Raw genomic sequence first — 17,783 nt, 5'->3', positions numbered from 1 at the left:
CGTGACGAGTGCGATGCAGCGCGAATTGAAAAAGCATCGCGGCCCGTCACCTGGCCGCGATGCACGTCATATCTTGATCAGGGCAGCACGAAGCGCGCGACATTGCCACGCGCCGACGCATACTTCGATGCATCGACCGGCTGGCCGTCGATGGTCATCGACTCGATGCCGGCCTTGTTGCCCACCGTGATCCTGAGCGGCTCGACACCGGAAATCTCACGCCCATCGTTGCCGTGGATCAGCCCGGAGAAGAGCTCCTTACCATCTTTCTGGCGCACGCTGACCCAGGAATCTTGCGTCACGCGAATCGCGAACGTAGACGTGCCGGGCGCCGCCGGCGCCGAAGCTGCTTGCTCCGGTGCGGCTGCCGCTACCGCCGCTGCGCTCGCCGGCGCGGGGGTAGCGGCTGGCGTGGCGCTTGCCGGTGCGGCTGAGGCCGGCTGCGGTGCGCTCGCTGCGCCTTGAGCGCCTGCCGCCTGACCGCTAACTTGACCGTCTGCCTGGGTGTTCGTTGCATTGGCAGCGTTCGCGGCCTCGCCACCTCGCTCCTGGCCTGCACCCCGCTCGACCGCTGCGCCCGCCGTCGAGCCCTCGGCCACCGTGGCCGAAGCAGCGCCCGATTCGTTGCTCGCAGCACTCGTCGCGCCGCCCGTCATCGACTTCAGACGCGCGAACCATGCCGACGATTCGCCGCTATTCGTGTGCCACATCGAAATCCCGATCACGGCGATCACGACGAGCGCGAGGCCCCATAGCCACGATGCACGTCGACGCGGCGCATGTCCGCCGCCGCCCAGCGAAAGCGAGACGCGGCCGCGCGGCAAATCCGCGCCCGCCGATGCGGGCATCGACAGATCCGGCTGCGGCACGCCGCGCTCGCGGCGCAGCGCCTGGGTAAGCGGCGCGGGATCGGCGCCAAGCAGTTTCGCGTAGGCTCGCACCACGCCGAGCGCGAACGTCGCATCCGGCAAATGACTGATATCGCCCGCCTCGAGCTCGCGCAGCTTCGGCACCGCCACTTTCAGACGCGCCGAGACATCCTCGACCGACCAGCCCTTTGCCGTGCGCAACTGCGCAAGACGCGCGCCTACTGAGGCCAGCGTGTCGGGCACGGCCTGCACCGGCGATGGCGAGCCGTCGGATCCCGAACAGCCTGCGTTGGTCTCTGTTCCGTCTGTCCCGAAAGGGTGCTGCGGCTCGCTCATCCCAAAGTCCTTGCGTCGATTCTTTTCTATCCCGGAACCGGCGGGCGCGCCGCGCCCTGCCTCGATTCGCAGACCGTTTATAACAAAATGCGCGGCAACTGTGCCGCATCCGATCGCTTCTGCAATGTTTCTTGTAAAAATTTGACGGCTATGTTGCGTTATCCCCCGCACAACCGCGTCGATACCGCCTTTCGCGTTCTCTTACTGCCCCGCTATCACCCTTTTCCGACTTATCCCGGCCAACTGCGTTCAATGTCGAACCGGATGCACGTCGATTACCTTTCGCGCACTGCGCTCGGCGAGGCGCGTCCGGTCCTTGACCTCGCCCGCGAGCTGGCCACAGGCCGCGTCGATGTCGTCGCCGCGCGTCTTGCGCACGGTTGTGACAACGCCCGCATCCATCAGAATCTGCGCGAAACGCTTGATCTGATCCGGCTTCGAGCGCAGCAGGCCCGACTCGGGGAACGGATTGAACGGGATCAGATTGAATTTGCACGGCACGTCACGCGTTACTGCGAGCAACTGTCGTGCGTGCTCTTCCGTGTCGTTAACGCCGTCGAGCATGCAGTACTCGAACGTGATGAAGTCGCGCGGCGCCACCTTCAAGTAGCGCTGGCAAGCGGCCATCAGCTCGCGCAGCGGGTACTTGCGGTTCAGCGGCACAAGCTCGTCGCGCAGCGCGTCGTTGGGCGCGTGCAGCGACACCGCGAGCGCGACCGGCAGGTCGGCGCCAAGGCGGTCCATCATGGGCACGACGCCCGAGGTCGAAAGCGTAACGCGCCGACGCGACAGGCCGTAAGCGTTGTCGTCGAGCATCAGGCGCATCGCGGGCACGACCGCATCGTAATTCAGGAGCGGCTCGCCCATGCCCATCATCACGACGTTGGTGATGACGCGTTCACCCTTGCCCTCACCGCCGGTCGCACGGCCGCCTGCCTCGCCCAGAAGCGAGGCGCGCAGGGCGAACTCCGCCATGCGCAATTGGCCGATGATCTCGGCAGTGGTGAGATTACGTGAGAACCCCTGCTTGCCGGTGGAGCAAAAACGGCAATTCACCGCACATCCCGCTTGTGACGACACGCACAGCGTGCCGCGCGTTTCTTCGGGGATGAACACGGTCTCGACCGCGTTGCCGTTGCCGACGTCCACGAGCCACTTGCGCGTGCCGTCGGAGGAAACGTTGTCGGAAATAATACCGGGCATGCCGATCGAGGCGCGCCCTTTGAGCTTCTCGCGCAGGGATTTGGCCAGATCCGTCATGCCGTCGAAGTCGGCGGCATTGTATTGATGAATCCAGCGCTGAAGCTGTTTGGCGCGAAACGGCTTCTCGCCCAGGCTCTCGCAATATGCGACCAGCCCTTGAGCGTCGAGATCGAGAAGGTTGACGGTGGAACTGCTCGTCATGTCGAATCCTGCCATTTCAGTGCGAGAGCGCGTTCACCGCCGGATTCGAGAGAACCCGGCACCGGACAGTGAACGACATCGCCGTTCGCGACCTTATGCTGCTTGAACTGCTATCGCGCCTTGGTTGCTTAGCGCGAGTAAACGTTGACTTCGGGGAAGAAGAACGCGATTTCGACGCGCGCCGTTTCAACAGCGTCCGAGCCGTGAACTGCGTTGGCGTCGATGCTGTCCGCGAAGTCGGCGCGGATCGTGCCCTTTTCCGCCTTCTTCGGATCGGTCGCGCCCATCAGGTCGCGGTTCTTCAGAATTGCGTTCTCACCTTCCAGGACCTGGATCTGCACCGGGCCCGAGATCATGAACTCGACGAGGTCCTTGAAGAACGGACGCTCGGCATGAACAGCATAGAACTTCTCAGCGTCGGCGCGCGAGAGGTGGACCATGCGCGAGGCAACGATCTTCAGACCAGCGTTTTCGAAGCGGCTGTAGATCTGGCCGATCACGTTCTTTGCCACTGCGTCCGGCTTGATAATCGACAGGGTGCGTTCGAGCGCCATAAAAACTCCAGAAAATTAAGAGGTTACAGATTCAAATGAATCCGCAATTGTAGCATGTTCCCATGTATGATTGCGATTGAACCCCGTTAGGTTAGTGGGCGAGGCCCAGCCGGCGCAAAAGCCGCCCAGGCCGACCTTTCAGCGCCAATTAAGCATGGGAGGCTACGCTCCCGATGTAACAAAACTACGGCCGCAAATCTACCGTAGAAGAACTGCATGCAGCCCCCGTTGAAACTCCGGGACACCACGCATATCTTAAGAGTGAGCGGATCGCGCAACTGTCGCACGCCGCCTGCCACGCCTCTCACGCAAGGAGAAAGCATGAACGAGTATCCCTACAACTTCGGCCGCGGCGGCACCGTTGTCTCCGCCGAGACCCGCAACCGCGTACTGCGCAACACCTACTGGCTGCTCGCGCTGTCGATGGTGCCGACGGTGTTCGGCGCGTGGCTGGGCGTCTACACGGGTTTCTCGCTGTTCGCCGCCACCAGCCCCACGATGAGCCTGCTCGCGTTCCTCGCAATCGCATTCGGCTTCATCTTCGCCATCGAGCGCACCAAGAACAGTTCGCTTGGCGTGTTCGTGTTGCTGGGCTTCACGTTCTTCATGGGCCTGATGCTCTCGCGGCTGCTGTCGTTCATCCTCGGCATGTCCAACGGCGCGTCGCTCATCATGCTCGCGTTCGGCGGCACCGGCGTGATCTTCGCAGCCATGGCCACCATCGCGACTGTCAGCAAGCGCGATTTCTCGGGCCTCGGCAAGTGGCTGTTCATGGGCGTAATCGTGATCCTGCTCGCCGGCATCGCGAACATGTTCCTGCACCTGCCGGCGCTGATGCTCACGGTGTCCGTGCTGGCCATCGTGATCTTCTCGGCCTATATGCTGTTTGACGTGCAGCGCGTCGTGAACGGCGGCGAGACCAACTACATCACGGCCACGCTCGCGATCTATCTGGATCTCTACAATGTGTTCACGAATTTGCTCGCGATCCTCGGCATTTTCGGCGGTAACCGTAACTGAACCGCGCGGGGTCGGCTCCGTTCCGGCCCTCGTGCGCAAGCAAAAGCCCATGATTCGCATCATGGGCTTTTTTTCGTCCGCGAATATTCGCCTTGGGCCTTGGACAGCTTGAGACCAGAGTTCAGAGAGCGAGCCAGTCGAAGCCTTCGCCTTGCGTCGCAACCCCGATTTCGGTGGCCGCATTGCCCAGCACGGCAGCCATGGCGGCGCGCGCGAGTTCAGGTGTGTTGTTCTGCTGGCTCAGGTGCGCCGCAACCAGATGGCGCAGCTTCGATCGATCGAGCGCCGCGAGAATGCCGCCCGCGGACTCATTGTTCAGGTGGCCGTGGGAGCCACCAATGCGCGCCTTGAGCGACGCCGGATAACGGCTCGCCGCGAGCATCTCCGGATCGTGGTTGCATTCGAGCACGAGCGCGTCGCAGCCGCTCAGCACGGCGTGGATGTGCGGCGTCGACTCGCCAACGTCGGTCAACACCCCGAGCCGATTCGCACCATCATTGAAGACGAACTGCAGCGGTTCGCGCGCATCGTGCGGCACGGTGTACGGCAGCACGCCTAGCTCGCCGATTTCGACCACCCCATCGCTCCAGAGAACGTTGAGCTCGAGGCCGGCATCGTCGGCGCCGACTGCCTGCGCCGTGCCCCAACTCATGTAGAGCGGAATCGACCAGCGGCGCGCCAAAGTCAGCGCGCTGCCGATGTGATCGCTATGCTCGTGGGTGATGAGAATCGCACTCAGCGTATCGGCAGCCAGGCCCGCTCGGGCTAGCCGCCGCTCGACTTCCTTCGCTGAGAATCCGCAGTCCAGCAGCACGCGCGTGGGCGTTGCGCCGCAGCCCGCTTCCACGACCAGTGCATTGCCCTCGCTACCGCTGCCGAGGCTTGCAAAGCGCACGGCGGGATCAGTTCAACTGGGAATGAAGCGCCGTCACGATGCGCTGCGCATCCGCCGACGTATCCACCTGGCCGTTCGTGGAGAGCACCGCGACCTGGGTCGAATTGCCGTTCGAGCGCACCGAAATCATATACTCGGGCCCCTGATTCTTTGCGGCCTTCTTGGGGTTGTAGAACAACTTGCCGAGCAGGCCGTCACCCTTGAGCTCCTGCATGGAGTCCGCGTAGCGCACGTAGTAGATGCCCTTCGCGCGATCGCGATTGTCGACCGTGAAATTGGTCCGATCGAGCGCGAGACCCACACGCAACCACGCAGTGTCGAATGCCTCGGGCAGATCGAGCGTGGCCCCGTCCGAACCGGACGCGACCTTGGCCGCCGCGGACGACGGACGCGCATCGGTCAGCAGCTGCTTGGACTGCGCATCGTTCAAGCCGAACTTCTGCATGACCTTCGCGAGGAATGCGGCTTCGAGGGCCGGATCGCGCGGACGCTCCACCCATCTCGACGAGGTCTTGTCCTGACCGGTCAGCACTTCTTCCATCGCGCTGTGCGTGATCGAAATGTCGGTCTGGCCGTTTGCGCCGCGCGTGACCAGCGTACGGAACTTGTCGCGCGTACCCGACGAATAGGCGAAGTCGACCACACGGCCGATGGTGCGACGGAACCAGTCGTCCGGAATATTGGCGCGGTTTTCGGCCCAGTCCGTCGTCATGATGCCCGTGGCCGGCGAATCGGTCGTGAGCGTGAAGCCGTTGTCGGTCCAGAATTCCTGCAGTTGCGGCCAGACGTCGTCGGGCGTGCGGCCGTCGATCACGAGCCAGCGGCGGTCACCGTCACGCTCGACGTGCATGCCGAGCGGATCCTGCGCATTCGGCACGCCGAGCGTGGCATTGCCCGCGCTCGTGACAGTACGCTGCGCTGCGCCGCCGAGCGCCACGGTGGGCGGCGGCGCGACATACTTCTGGTCGCTCGGCACCGTGGACAGATCCTGCGGCACCGCCAGTGCCGGCGCGCTTGGCGTGTCCTTATAGTTGACGCGATCCGACGCGAACATATCGTTCAGCGACTCGCAGCCCGCGAGCGAGCCGAGTGCGAGCGCCAGCACCGCCATACGGGTGGCGTGGAGAGAAAGAACGGAACGTTTCATGTGGACCTTCGTAATACGGTAACGCTAAGCCTTGACCTGCCGGAATTCGTGGCGGCGTCAGTTGAAAATACGGCGTTTTCGGCTGGAAAGAACCCGAGCCGGTTAGCCGATCAGACCCACTTCGCGCAGCGCGGTGCGCACCACGTCGTGGTAGCGCTCGTCGAGCGGCGTGAGCGGCAGACGGATGCCGCCTTCGATGCGGCCGAGCTCCTGCAGCGCCCACTTCACCGGAATCGGGTTCGATTCGATGAACAGATTCTTGTGCAGCGACAGCAGCTTCAGATGGATCGCTCGTGCAGTCTTCGCGTCGCCTTCGAGCGCGGCGCGGCACAGCTCGCTCATCTGGCGCGGCGCGACGTTCGCGGTCACCGAAATATTGCCGTGGCCGCCGAGCAGCATGAGCGCGATCGCGGTGGGATCGTCGCCGCTGAAGATCATGAAGCCTTCCGGCGCATGCTTGATGAGATGCGCGGCGCGGTCAATGTTGCCCGTGGCTTCCTTCACGCCGACGATGCCCGGCACCTGTGCGAGGCGCAGGATCGTCTCGTTCGACATGTCCGCGACCGTGCGGCCCGGCACGTTGTACAGCAGCACCGGCAGGTCCACCGCTTCCGCGATCTTCGCGAAATGGCGGTACATGCCCTCCTGGGTCGGCTTGTTGTAGTAGGGCACGACCTGGAGCGACGCTTGCGCGCCGACATCCCTGGCAAGCTTCGTGAGCTCGATCGCCTCAGCCGTGGAATTGCCGCCAGCGCCGGCGATGATCGGCAAGCGGCCGGCAGTATGCTCAACCGCCGTCTTGACCATCAGGATGTGCTCTTCGACGTCGAGCGTGGCGGACTCGCCGCTCGTGCCGACAACGACGATGGCATCCGTCCCCTCTTCCACGTGCCAGTCGATCAGTTTGCGAAACGCCGGCAGATCGAGGCTGCCGTCTTCGTGCATGGGAGTGACGATCGCGGGAATGCTGCCGCGCAACGTGATGCCGTCCTGAGTTCCGTTAGCCATGAAACTTCAAAAAAATGAGTACGTTAAACCGCGATTGTAGCGGATTAGCCGGTCAGATCGTAACGAACCAGGGGTAGTACCTGAGTCGCTGCGCCATTACCGGTTCTTTCGACTGTATCCGCCTCGTTGGGACTGGCAAGGTTTTCCACCGCCGGGGGGTGCGCCGCGCGCGTCTCACGCACAGCGCAAATGCGTTGAACAAACGCCTCACGGGGTTGTGGGAGAAATCCGTCCTGATAAGCGATCACACGCAGCGTGCGCGAGCAAACCGCCAGCAACTCGCCCGGCGCCAGCAGGAATGCCGGATTCGAAGGTTTGCCGACCGTCTCGTTGCCTTGCGCGAAGGTTTCGTAGATCAGCACGCCGCCCGGCGCGAGTGCGTCGATGAGACGCGGCATGAGCGGACGATGCAGATAATTCGTCACGACGATGGCCGCGAAACGCGCGCCGGCTGGCAGCGGCCAGGGCGCGCCTTCGAGGTCGCACTCGAGCGTGGCGATGCCTGCCACGCCGCGCATCGTCGCGAGCGCCGCGGCGTCGCGGTCAAGCGCCACCACGGAATGTCCGCGGACCGCGAGCCAGCGCGCATGACGCCCCCCGCCCGAGGCGACGTCGAGCACCGAGCCGCCCGGCGCGATCAGGTGCGCCCACTGGCGCACCCAGCCCGAGGGCTCGGACAGTCCCCCATGGGCCTGCCCCGTGGGTGCCAGCGGCGCGCTGCCGCCAGAAGCGAGCGTCATCGCAATCGGCTCTTAGTTATACGAGAGGCCCATTGCCTCACGCACGTCGCGCATGGTCTCGTTGGCGAACTTGCGCGCCTTGTCGCAACCATCAGCGACGATCGCGCGCAACAGCGACGGATCGTCCATGTACTTCTGGGCGCGCTCGAGCATCGGCTGCTGCTCGCGCAGGATGCCTTCGATCACCGGCTGCTTGCACTCGATACAACCAATGCCCGCCGAGCGGCAGCCCTTCTGCACCCAGTCGTGGGTCTGCGCATCGGTGTAGACCTGATGCAGCTGCCACACCGGGCACTTGTCCGGATCGCCCGGATCGGTGCGGCGCACGCGAGCGGGGTCGGTCGGCATGGTGCGGACCTTCTTCGTGATCGACTCGGCGTCTTCGCGCAGGCCGATCGTATTGCCGTACGACTTCGACATTTTCTGGCCGTCGAGGCCCGGCATGCGCGACGCCTCGGTCAGCAGCACCTGCGGCTCCGGCAGGATGATCTTGCGCTCGCCTTCGAGATAGCCGAACAGGCGTTCGCGATCGCTCATCGAGAGGCTCTGCGACTCGGACAGCAGCGCGCGCGCCTGTTCGAGCGACTCTTCGTTGCCTTCCTGCTGCCAGGCATTGCGCAATTCGTGATAGAGCTTCGAGCGCTTGCCGCCGAGCTTCTTCGCGGCTTCGTTGGCCTTGTCCTCGAAACCCGGTTCGCGGCCGTACATGTAGTTGAAGCGCCGCGCCATTTCGCGCGCCATTTCGACGTGCGGCACCTGGTCCTCGCCCACCGGCACGAGCGAGGCACGGTACAGCAGGATGTCGGCGGCCATCAGCACGGGATAGCCGAGGAAGCCGTAGGTGCCGAGATCCTTGTCGCGCAGCTTCTCGATCTGCTCCTTGTACGTCGGCACGCGCTCGAGCCAGGACAGCGGCGTGCTCATGCCGAGCAGCAGCGCGAGCTCCGCGTGCTCGGGCACGCGGCTCTGGATGAACAGCGTCGACTGGTTCGGATCGATGCCGGAAGCCAGCCAGTCGATCAGCACGTCCCACACGTTTTTCTCGATGACCTCGGGCGTTTCATAGTGCGTCGTGAGCGCATGCCAGTCGACCACGCAGAAGAAACACGGGTACTCGGACTGAAGCCGCACCCAGTTTTTCAGCACGCCGTGATAGTGGCCGAGGTGCAGCGACCCGGTGGGCCGCATGCCGGAGAAGATACGGTCAGGGAACATGATGTTATGAGAGAAGCGATACAAGAGGGGTAAGGATAGCCGTCACCGCGTCGTAGCCGAGCGACACGAGCGGGCGCAGCCAGAAGCGCGTAAAGACGCCGCTCACGAGGAGCGCCATCACGATGATGAAACCATAGGGCTCGAGGCGCGAGAGCGCAATGCTCGCGCGCGTGGGCAGCAGCGCCGCGAGCACCCGCCCGCCGTCGAGCGGCGGCAGCGGAAAGAGATTCAGCACGCCGAGCACCAGATTCACGCCCACGCCGGCAGCCGCCATACGCGTGAAGAACGGCTCCTCGACGCCGAACACGGCCAGCCCCACGCCGACCACGCCCCAAATGAGCGCCTGCACGAAGTTGCAGGCTGGCCCCGCGGCGGCGACCCACAGCGTGCCCCAGCGGGGATTGCGCAGATTGCCAAACGAAATCGGCACCGGCTTGGCATAGCCGAACACGAACGCGCCGCTCGTCAGGAAATAGAGGATGAGCGGCATCGCGATCGTGCCGACCGGATCGATATGGCGCATCGGATTGAGCGACACGCGGCCCAGCACATAGGCGGTATTGTCGCCGAGCAGACGAGCGACGTATCCGTGGGCGGCTTCATGCAGCGTGATCGCGAAGATCACCGGCAAGGCGTAGACGACGAGCGTCTGAATAATGTTGGCGTCCATGGCGGCGTATTGTAACAACGCGCTGTCAATGCGGAACCAATGCCGGAGCCAATGCGCCGACGCGCACGCAGGCCGCGCGCATCAAGCTGGCTCCTTCAGGCCGAACGGCGCAAGATCGCCGAGCCCCGCTCGCACGAGCACGGGCTCGTCGCCGGTGAGGTCGATGACGGTGGACGACTCGCGCGGACACGCCCCACCGTCAATCACGAGATCGAGCTGCTTTTCGAGGCGCTCGCGGATTTCGTCAGGGTCGTTGAGCGGCTCGGTGTCGGGCGGCAGGATCAATGTCGAGGCGAGCAGCGGCTCGCCCAGTTCCTCGAGAATCGCGAGCGGAATCGCATGACCCGGCACGCGCAGCCCGATGGTCTTGCGCGAGGGGTGCGAGAGCCGTCGCGGGACTTCCTTGGTCGCTTCCAGCACGAATACGTAGGGCCCGGGCGTCACCGACTTGATGAGCCGGTATTGGCGGTTATCCACCATCGCGAAATTAGCGAGCTCGGAAAGATCGCGCACCATCAGCGAGAGCAGCGCCTTTTCGTTGAGCGCGCGAATGCGGCGCAGACGCTCGGCGGCCTGCTTGTCGTCGATGCGTGCCGCGAGCGCGTAGCTCGAATCGGTGGGCAGCGCGATCACCCCGCCATCGCGGATGATCTGCACGGCCTGCTTGACGAGGCGCGGCTGCGGATTTTCTGGGTGAAGCCGAAAAAACTGTGACATGGCAGTAATCAGCTATCAGCTAACGGAGACAGGACGGAACAGGCAACGCGTCGCGCCATGGTGATGCAATTGCACAAACAGCAAAACCAACCGGACGGCACGAAAACGAAGAACTGCGCGAGGAACTACGCGAATAACCGCGCGAAAAACGGCGAACCGCGCAGTGACGCAAGAACGGCGGAGATGGGCCACGCTGCGCGCGCGGCCTAGAGCCATCGCTCCCAGACAGGCTTGAGATCGGAAGGCAGAGGCGGCAGCGAGCCCGGCATGATCGCCTCCTCGCCGGGGGCGTGAAAGTCCGAGCCGCGCGACGCCTCGAAGCCGAAGCGGCGCGCAACGGCGGCGTATTCGCCGTACTGGTCGGGCGTATGGCTGCCCGTGACGACTTCGATGGCCTTGCCGCCGAGGTCGATGAATTCGCCAAAGAACGTGTCGAATTCGAGCAGCGTGTAGTGGTAGCGGCCAGGGTGAGCGACCACGGCCTCGCCGCCCGCGGCCTTGATCCACGCGACGGCATCCGCGAGTTTGGCCCAGCGATGCGCGACATAGCCCGGCTTGCCCTCGCCCAGCCAGCGCGAAAACGCGTCCTGAGTGTGCTGCGCGCGGCCCGAGTCGACAAGAAAACGGGCGAAATGGGTACGTGAAATCAGATCGGGATTCGAGACGTATTGAAGCGCGCCTTCGTAGGCGTCCGGGATGCCTAGCGCTTCCAGACGCTCGCCAATCGCCTCGGCGCGCGCGGCTCGGCCATCGCGCGTGCGAGCGAGTCCGTCGACGAGCGCCGCGCATTCGGGATCGACATGCAGGCCGACGATGTGCACTGTGCGCGACGCCCACGTGACCGAAATCTCGACGCCGTTGAGATAGCGCATGCCGAGCGCCTCGGCGGCGGCTCGCGCCTCGCGCTGGCCGCCCAGCTCGTCGTGATCGGTGAGCGCCCACAATGCCACGCCGCCCGCCTGCGCCAGCTGCGCAACGGCAGCCGGAGCCAGCTGGCCGTCGGAGACAGTGGAGTGACAATGGAGGTCGGCGTTCATCGCAGGCTTAAAAACAGGCTTGAAAATAATAACGATCCATTTTACTGCAATGCGGCGAAGACGGTTCGAGACTGCGGAACCGGGCTAGCCTGCGCAGAAGGCCTCGATGAGATGGGCGACCGCTTCCGGCTGATCGTGATGGACCATATGGCCCGCGTCGTCGATGAAGCGCTCTCGCCAGTCTGGAAAGGCCTCGAAGCGCTTCTTGAAGACATCGATGGGCACCTTGCCCGCGAGGCGCGCCAGCGTCTCCGACTGCGTGGCTTCGACATGCAGCACCTTCGCGCGCACGCATGCCCAGACCGCCATGACCTCTTCGAGGCGGTACAGCACTGGATTGACCATCTTGTGCGCGGGATCGCCGAGCAGCATGTAGCCGCCTTCGCCATGCTCGCCGACGACAGGCTTCGACCAGTGCTGGGCGAGGAAACGCGCGCGCGCCGGCACGAGGCGCGGGTTCGTCTTCACGAGCCGCGCGGCCACATCGTCGAGCGTGGCGTAGGGGCGCAATTGCGGCGGCACACGCATTTCGTCGAGCCATTGGCGCACGCGGCCCGGCGCCTGCGCGGACACGGTCGCCGGCATGCCGAAGCCTTCCAGGTCGACCACGCGCCGCACACGTTCGGGCCGCACGCCAGCGTAGAAGCACACGACATTCGCGCCAAGGCTGTGCCCGACCAGGTTCACCTCGCCCGCTTGTGCTTCAGGCGCGTAATGATCGAGCAGCGCGTCCAGGTCGGCGAGGTAATCGTGGAACCAGTAGCCGCCCGCGCCCTGCTGCGCCGCCGGCCAGTCGGACAGGCCGAAGCCGCGCATATCCGGCGCGATCACCTGCCAGTTGCCGCCGAGCGCATCGACGACGAACTGGAACGAGGCGGCCACGTCCATCCAGCCATGCAGCATGAAGAGCGTGGGCGCGTCTTCGGCGCCCCAGCGACGCACGTGCAGGCGGATGCCGTTCACGTCGACGAATTCGGATCGGGAAAGATTCATTGCACGCGCATAAACGAATGATCGTTCGATTATATCGGTACCATCTGACAGATGGGCCAGCGCCCTTTCACTTTTCCTCTGTGCCGCTGCGGGCGGCGGATTCGCTCGCCGCAGCGGCATCCTGCGCCGTCAGCGTGTCGAGTTCGGCCTGATCGAAGCCCGCCGCGCGGCGCGCCTCGAAATTGAACGGCCCGCGCATGCGCGGCGCGTTGTACTGCGCGGCGAGCGCGAGCCATGCCGCGTGGGGATCGAGACCGCGCGTCTCGCACAGATAACGGAACCAGTGATTGCCGATGCGTACGTGCTCGACTTCGTCGCGCAGGATGATGTCGAGGATCGCGGCGGATTCGTCGTCGCCGGCCTGTTTCAGGCGCGCGCGGATGGGCGGCGAGGCGTCGAGGCCGCGCGCCTCCAGCACGCGCGGCACCAGTGCCATGCGCGCGAGCACGTCGTCGCTCGTGCGTTCGCACATTTCCCAGAGGCCGTTGTGCGCCGGGAAATCGCCGTAGACGTGGCCGTAGTCCGCCAGCCGCTGGCGCAGCAGCGAGAAGTGATACGCCTCCTCGGCCGCCACTCTCAGCCAGTCAGCATAGAAGGCGTCGGGCAGGTTGGCGAAGCGCCATACGGCGTCGAGCGCGAGATTGATCGCATTGAATTCGATATGCGCCAGCGCGTGCAGCAGCACGACGCGCCCTTGCGGCGTGCTCATGCTGCGGCGCTGTAAGCTGCGCGGCTCGACCAGTTCCGGGCGTGCCGGGCGGCCCGGGAGATCTGAGGGCGCCACGAGCGTTCGCGTCGCGTCCCAGTGCACGGCGCCTTGGGGCGCGGCGCGCAGCACCTCGGCATGGAGTGCGCCAACGGCTTCAGCTTTGGCAAGCGAATCGCGCTCGCGCAGGGCGTCGAGCGCGGCGGCGCGCCAGTTGGCGCGGCTCTGGGCGCCATCAGTCGAGTTGACGGCTTCGGAAAACACGGAACTCATCGCAAAAAAGACCAGAATCGGGACAAAAATCGACAAAAACCACCGGATGCGCGGCCGGCACACTGCAAGCGCGTCAGGCACGCCACCCCGCGCGATTGAGGGGCGGCGAGAGCGCACGGACGCAACCGTTTACAATACGCGATTCACCCGGCCCGCAGCGCCCTTGAGCGCGTGCCACAGCCGCCCCCAGCAGATAAAAGGAGACGTAACACCGTGGCCATCTACAAGCTTGGCGAAGCAGCGCCCACCATTCACGAGAGCGTATTTGTCGCCGACAACGCCACCGTCATCGGCAAGGTCGAACTCGCCGAGGAGTCGAGCGTCTGGTTTGGCGCGACCCTGCGCGGCGACAACGAGCCAATCAAGGTGGGCGCGCGCAGCAATGTTCAGGAAGGCGCGGTACTGCACACCGACCCTGGCTTCCCGCTTACGCTCGAAGCCAATGTGACGGTCGGGCACCAGGCCATGCTGCACGGCTGCACGGTCAAGGAAGGCGCGCTCATCGGCATTCAGGCCGTGGTCTTGAATGGTGCGGTGATCGGCCGCAACTGTCTGGTTGGCGCCGGCGCCGTGGTAACGGAAGGCAAGGTGTTCCCCGATAACTCGCTCATCCTTGGCGCGCCGGCCAAGGTCGTGCGTGAGCTGACCGAGGCCGACATTGCGGGTCTCAAGCGCAACGCGGATGTCTACGCGGAGCGCCGCGAGTATTTCAAGGCGCAGCTCGTGCGGATCGGCTAAAGGCGGCTCGCCTCGCCGCCGCGACTCGCGGGACGCGCTAGCCAAGAATCAAATGAAGGAAAAGATTGTGAACGACCAGTTGCAAAAATTCATGTTCAGCGCAGCCCCCGTGCGCGGCGAGATTGTCTCGTTGCGCAACACGTGGCAAGAGGTGCTGACGCGCCGCCAGTACCCGGCGCCCGTGCGCACCGTGCTGGGCGAAATGATGGCGGCCTGCGCCCTGCTCTCGGCCAACCTGAAGTTCGACGGTACGCTGATCATGCAGATCCTCGGCGATGGCCCCGTGCGCATGCTGGTCGTGCAGTGCAGCTCCGACCTCTCGATGCGCGCGACCGCGCGGCTCGCAGAAGGCGTCGAAGCCAAGGACTTGGCTGCGCTGGCCGTTGGCACGACGCTCGCCGATCTCATCAACGTGAGCGGCCAGGGCCGTTGCGTGATCACGCTCGATCCGGCCAACAAACAGCCGGGCCAGCAGCCCTACCAGGGCATCGTGCCGCTGAATGGCGAGAACGGCCCGCTTGGGTCCATCGCGGAAGTGCTCGAGCACTACATGCATCACTCCGAGCAGCTCGACACGCGCCTGTGGCTAGGTGCAAACGACGACCGCGCGGTGGGCATGCTGCTGCAGAAGCTCCCCGGCGATGGCGGCATCGTGCCACACCCGCACGAACTCGACGCCGACACGTGGGAGCGCGTCTGCACGCTCGGCGGCACGCTCACGCGCGAAGAGTTGCTCGAGCAGGAGCCCGAAACGCTGTTTCGCCGCCTCTTCTGGCAAGAGAACGTGAACCACTTCGAGCCCGTGTCCACACGCTTTCTGTGCAGCTGCTCGCGCGAAAAAGTGGGCGCCATGCTCAAGATGCTGGGCCGCGAGGAGGTCGACGGCGTGATCGAGGAGCGGGGCCACGTCGAAATTCACTGCGACTATTGCAATCAGCGCTACGAGTTCGACCCCGTCGACGTGGCGCAACTTTTCGCCACGCCCGGGCTCTCAGAAGGTGTCGCCCCCGCCGAGGACCGGCGCCACTGATCGATTTCGGCGTGCGGGCACGCCGGCCCGCTGGCTTGCCTGCGCGGCCGGCGCACGGCAGCAACCCTGAGCCGAAACTGGACCCGCTCATCGGCAGCGTTGCTTAGGCATCCGACAGATGGAGGAAAAGCAATGAACTCGAACAAGTCCTTCGCATGGCAATCGTGCGCACGGGGCTTGCCGCGCACAAAGACGATGCTCGCGATCGCTGCGGGTGTCACGCTCATGAGCGGCTGCACGCTGGATCCGCCCGGACCTTCGCCGATCTACAGCCGCCTGCCCGCGAATCAGGCCGACGCCTTGCAGACCACACCGCAGCTCACGCCCGAAGAGCGCGCCCGCTATGATGCGATCGACCGTCAGGCGCTCTCCGAATCGGATCAGGCGGCCACCGCCGCAGCCGCCGCGCAAGCCTGGTCGCGCGCCTATGCGCCGCCTGTCAGCGTCTATGGCAGCTATTACAGCGGCGGTTGGGGGAGCGGCTGGGGCACGGGTATCGGCTATGGCTACCCGGGCTGGGGCTGGTAAGCATGCCGCCCCATCCCCCACCCTGCACGAAATAAAAAAAGCGCGGCTTCCAACAAACGGAAGCCGCGCTTTTTTGCCCCTCGAGGGCGAGATCTAGCCTGCCTTCTTTGCATCCTTGCTATGCCCGTGCCGCTTCTCCGGCACGCGCGACACCGGGTTGGGCACCACCTTGACCGGCGCCGCTGACATCTCGCCGCGCGTGGAAACGTTCGACGAGCCGGTCGGCGTGGCGGACGACGGCTGGTTGGGCGAAACGAACTGCACGAACACCTCGCCGTCCTTGACCATGCCCATCTCGTAGCGCGCGCGCTCCTCGACAGCCGCCGTGCCGCTCTGGAGATCCTGCACCTCGCCCGCGATGCGTTCGTTGCGCAGTTTCTCTTCGTCGTTCTGCTTCTGCTGTTTGGCAAGCTGCTCGCGCAGTTCATGCACACGCAGCCAGCCGCCATGGCCCCACCAGAGCGGATACTGAATCAGCGCGAGCAGGAGAATCAGGACGACAGTAACAAGCCGCATGTAAGGTGCCGGATAAATACACGCCGCCCTGCGCGTGACGCAGGGCGGCGGAAAGGGATTACGAAGAAGGACAGCAAGGCTGCTGCCGGGAGCGGGTCCGCTTAACGGAGGTTATAGAACGCCGACTTGCCCGGGTAGCTGGCGATATCACCGAGATCTTCCTCGATGCGCAGCAGCTGGTTGTACTTCGAGATGCGATCGCTGCGCGAAAGCGAGCCGGTCTTGATCTGGCCGGCGTTCAGGCCCACGGCGATGTCGGCGATCGTCGAGTCTTCGGTTTCGCCCGAGCGGTGCGAGATCACGGCCGTGTAGCCCGCGCGCTTGGCCATTTCGATCGCCGCGAAGGTTTCCGTCAGCGTGCCGATCTGGTTGATCTTGATGAGGATCGAGTTGGCGATGCCCTTCTCGATACCTTCCTTCAGGATGCGCGTGTTGGTGACGAACAGGTCGTCGCCCACGAGCTGGACCTTCTTGCCGAGCTTGTCGGTCAGCAGCTTCCAGCCGGCCCAGTCGGACTCGTGCATGCCGTCTTCGATCGAGACGATCGGGAACTTGTCGGCGAGCGTCGCGAGGTAGTCGGCGAATTCCGCCGACGACAGTTGCAGGCCTTCGCCCGCGAGCTGGTACTTGCCGTCGTGGTAGAACTCGCTCGCTGCGCAGTCGAGCGCGAGCAGCACGTCTTCGCCGGCGCGGTAGCCGGCCTTCTCGATGGCTTGCAGGATGGTCGAGAGGCACTCGTCGTTGCTGCCGAAGTTCGGCGCGAAGCCGCCTTCGTCGCCCACTGCCGTGCTCATGCCGCGATCCGAGAGGATCTTCTTGAGCGCGTGGAACACTTCCGCGCCGCAACGCAGCGCTTCACGGAAGGTCGGCTGGCTCACCGGCACGATCATGAATTCTTGAATGTCGAGGCTGTTGTTCGCGTGTGCGCCGCCGTTGACGATGTTCATCATCGGGACCGGCAGTTGCATCGCGCCCGAGCCGCCGAAGTAGCGGTACAGCGGCAGGCCGGCTTCTTCAGCGGCAGCCTTCGCGACGGCCATCGAAACGGCCAGCATCGCGTTCGCGCCAAGACGCGACTTGTTGTCGGTGCCGTCGAGCTCCAGCAGGGTCTTGTCGAGGAAGGCCTGCTCCGAAGCGTCGAGGCCCATGATCGCTTCCGAAATTTCGGTGTTGATGTGCTCGACCGCCTTCAGCACGCCCTTGCCGTTATAGCGGCCGGCTTCGCCGTCGCGCAGCTCGATCGCTTCGCGCGAGCCCGTCGATGCGCCCGACGGCACTGCCGCGCGGCCCATCGTGCCCGACTCGAGGAGCACGTCGCATTCGACGGTAGGATTGCCGCGCGAATCCAGGATCTCGCGACCGATGATATCTACGATTGCACTCATGG

Annotated in this window: 19 protein-coding genes; 4 read left to right on the top strand and 15 right to left on the bottom strand. The window is 64.5% G+C overall.

The window, feature by feature from the left end; all coding sequences use genetic code 11:
- Window positions 1–77 precede the first annotated feature (77 nt).
- The 3 genes from P5W98_RS06150 to ndk all read right to left on the bottom strand — a co-directional run bounded on the left by P5W98_RS06150 (window position 78) and on the right by ndk (window position 3,163).
- Complete coding sequence (locus P5W98_RS06150) at window positions 78–1,205, bottom strand: helix-turn-helix domain-containing protein (RefSeq protein ID WP_434718483.1); 1,128 nt, start codon at window positions 1,203–1,205, stop codon at window positions 78–80.
- Between the two features lie 249 nt (window positions 1,206–1,454).
- Complete coding sequence (gene rlmN / locus P5W98_RS06145) at window positions 1,455–2,609, bottom strand: 23S rRNA (adenine(2503)-C(2))-methyltransferase RlmN (RefSeq protein ID WP_421023737.1); 1,155 nt, start codon at window positions 2,607–2,609, stop codon at window positions 1,455–1,457.
- 128 nt (window positions 2,610–2,737) lie between these two features.
- Window positions 2,738–3,163 (bottom strand): nucleoside-diphosphate kinase, encoded by a 426-nt coding sequence (gene ndk, locus P5W98_RS06140; RefSeq protein WP_028216912.1) that lies wholly within the window; start codon window positions 3,161–3,163, stop codon window positions 2,738–2,740.
- A 321-nt stretch (window positions 3,164–3,484) separates the two neighbouring features.
- Here ndk and P5W98_RS06135 point away from each other — a divergent pair, with 321 nt between their 5' ends.
- Window positions 3,485–4,183: a Bax inhibitor-1/YccA family protein gene (locus P5W98_RS06135; protein WP_421079373.1), complete on the top strand. Its 699-nt coding sequence runs from the start codon at window positions 3,485–3,487 to the stop codon at window positions 4,181–4,183.
- 121 nt (window positions 4,184–4,304) lie between these two features.
- On the opposite strand, the gene P5W98_RS06130 is transcribed toward P5W98_RS06135, so the two are convergent.
- From P5W98_RS06130 to P5W98_RS06085, 10 genes are all read right to left on the bottom strand, one after another.
- Window positions 4,305–5,078 (bottom strand): MBL fold metallo-hydrolase, encoded by a 774-nt coding sequence (locus tag P5W98_RS06130; RefSeq protein ID WP_421079372.1) that lies wholly within the window; start codon window positions 5,076–5,078, stop codon window positions 4,305–4,307.
- Window positions 5,079–5,085: 7 nt separating this feature from the next.
- Window positions 5,086–6,225, bottom strand: coding sequence for an outer membrane protein assembly factor BamC (gene bamC / locus P5W98_RS06125; protein ID WP_421079371.1), 1,140 nt, complete (start codon window positions 6,223–6,225; stop codon window positions 5,086–5,088).
- Window positions 6,226–6,327: 102 nt separating this feature from the next.
- Complete coding sequence (dapA, locus tag P5W98_RS06120) at window positions 6,328–7,233, bottom strand: 4-hydroxy-tetrahydrodipicolinate synthase (protein WP_421023733.1); 906 nt, start codon at window positions 7,231–7,233, stop codon at window positions 6,328–6,330.
- A gap of 44 nt (window positions 7,234–7,277) precedes the next feature.
- Window positions 7,278–7,973: a class I SAM-dependent methyltransferase gene (locus P5W98_RS06115; protein WP_421023732.1), complete on the bottom strand. Its 696-nt coding sequence runs from the start codon at window positions 7,971–7,973 to the stop codon at window positions 7,278–7,280.
- Window positions 7,974–7,985: 12 nt separating this feature from the next.
- Entirely contained in the window at window positions 7,986–9,188 is a 1,203-nt protein-coding gene (locus P5W98_RS06110; RefSeq protein WP_421023731.1) for a tryptophan--tRNA ligase, read from the bottom strand.
- A gap of 4 nt (window positions 9,189–9,192) precedes the next feature.
- Entirely contained in the window at window positions 9,193–9,858 is a 666-nt protein-coding gene (locus P5W98_RS06105; protein ID WP_421023730.1) for a site-2 protease family protein, read from the bottom strand.
- Between the two features lie 81 nt (window positions 9,859–9,939).
- Entirely contained in the window at window positions 9,940–10,575 is a 636-nt protein-coding gene (locus P5W98_RS06100) for an L-threonylcarbamoyladenylate synthase (RefSeq protein ID WP_421043934.1), read from the bottom strand.
- A 206-nt stretch (window positions 10,576–10,781) separates the two neighbouring features.
- A complete protein-coding gene (locus P5W98_RS06095; protein ID WP_421079369.1) occupies window positions 10,782–11,612 on the bottom strand; it encodes a 3',5'-nucleoside bisphosphate phosphatase in 831 nt (276 codons plus the stop codon).
- Window positions 11,613–11,696: 84 nt separating this feature from the next.
- Window positions 11,697–12,605 carry an alpha/beta fold hydrolase gene (locus P5W98_RS06090; protein ID WP_421079368.1) on the bottom strand — a complete coding sequence of 303 codons (909 nt, stop codon included), beginning with the start codon at window positions 12,603–12,605 and terminating at the stop codon, window positions 11,697–11,699.
- 67 nt (window positions 12,606–12,672) lie between these two features.
- Window positions 12,673–13,584 (bottom strand): ferritin-like domain-containing protein, encoded by a 912-nt coding sequence (locus P5W98_RS06085; RefSeq protein WP_434718482.1) that lies wholly within the window; start codon window positions 13,582–13,584, stop codon window positions 12,673–12,675.
- 213 nt (window positions 13,585–13,797) lie between these two features.
- Here P5W98_RS06085 and P5W98_RS06080 point away from each other — a divergent pair, with 213 nt between their 5' ends.
- The 3 genes from P5W98_RS06080 (at window position 13,798) to P5W98_RS06070 (ending at window position 15,880) form a co-directional block, all read left to right on the top strand.
- Window positions 13,798–14,322, top strand: a complete 525-nt coding sequence (locus P5W98_RS06080; RefSeq protein WP_421079366.1) for a gamma carbonic anhydrase family protein — start codon at window positions 13,798–13,800, stop codon at window positions 14,320–14,322.
- 67 nt (window positions 14,323–14,389) lie between these two features.
- Entirely contained in the window at window positions 14,390–15,352 is a 963-nt protein-coding gene (gene hslO / locus P5W98_RS06075) for an Hsp33 family molecular chaperone HslO (RefSeq protein WP_421025198.1), read from the top strand.
- A 132-nt stretch (window positions 15,353–15,484) separates the two neighbouring features.
- Window positions 15,485–15,880, top strand: a complete 396-nt coding sequence (locus P5W98_RS06070) for a hypothetical protein (protein WP_421079365.1) — start codon at window positions 15,485–15,487, stop codon at window positions 15,878–15,880.
- A gap of 93 nt (window positions 15,881–15,973) precedes the next feature.
- On the opposite strand, the gene ftsB is transcribed toward P5W98_RS06070, so the two are convergent.
- Together ftsB and eno are read right to left on the bottom strand one after the other, a co-directional pair.
- Entirely contained in the window at window positions 15,974–16,396 is a 423-nt protein-coding gene (gene ftsB, locus P5W98_RS06065; protein ID WP_421043939.1) for a cell division protein FtsB, read from the bottom strand.
- A 101-nt stretch (window positions 16,397–16,497) separates the two neighbouring features.
- Window positions 16,498–17,781 (bottom strand): phosphopyruvate hydratase, encoded by a 1,284-nt coding sequence (gene eno / locus P5W98_RS06060; RefSeq protein ID WP_028216897.1) that lies wholly within the window; start codon window positions 17,779–17,781, stop codon window positions 16,498–16,500.
- Window positions 17,782–17,783: the final 2 nt, after the last annotated feature.

Source organism: Paraburkholderia sp. A1BS-2L, from assembly GCF_051125205.1.
Classification (GTDB): Bacteria; Pseudomonadota; Gammaproteobacteria; order Burkholderiales; family Burkholderiaceae; genus Paraburkholderia.
This window is presented reverse-complemented; position numbering and strand designations above follow the sequence as displayed.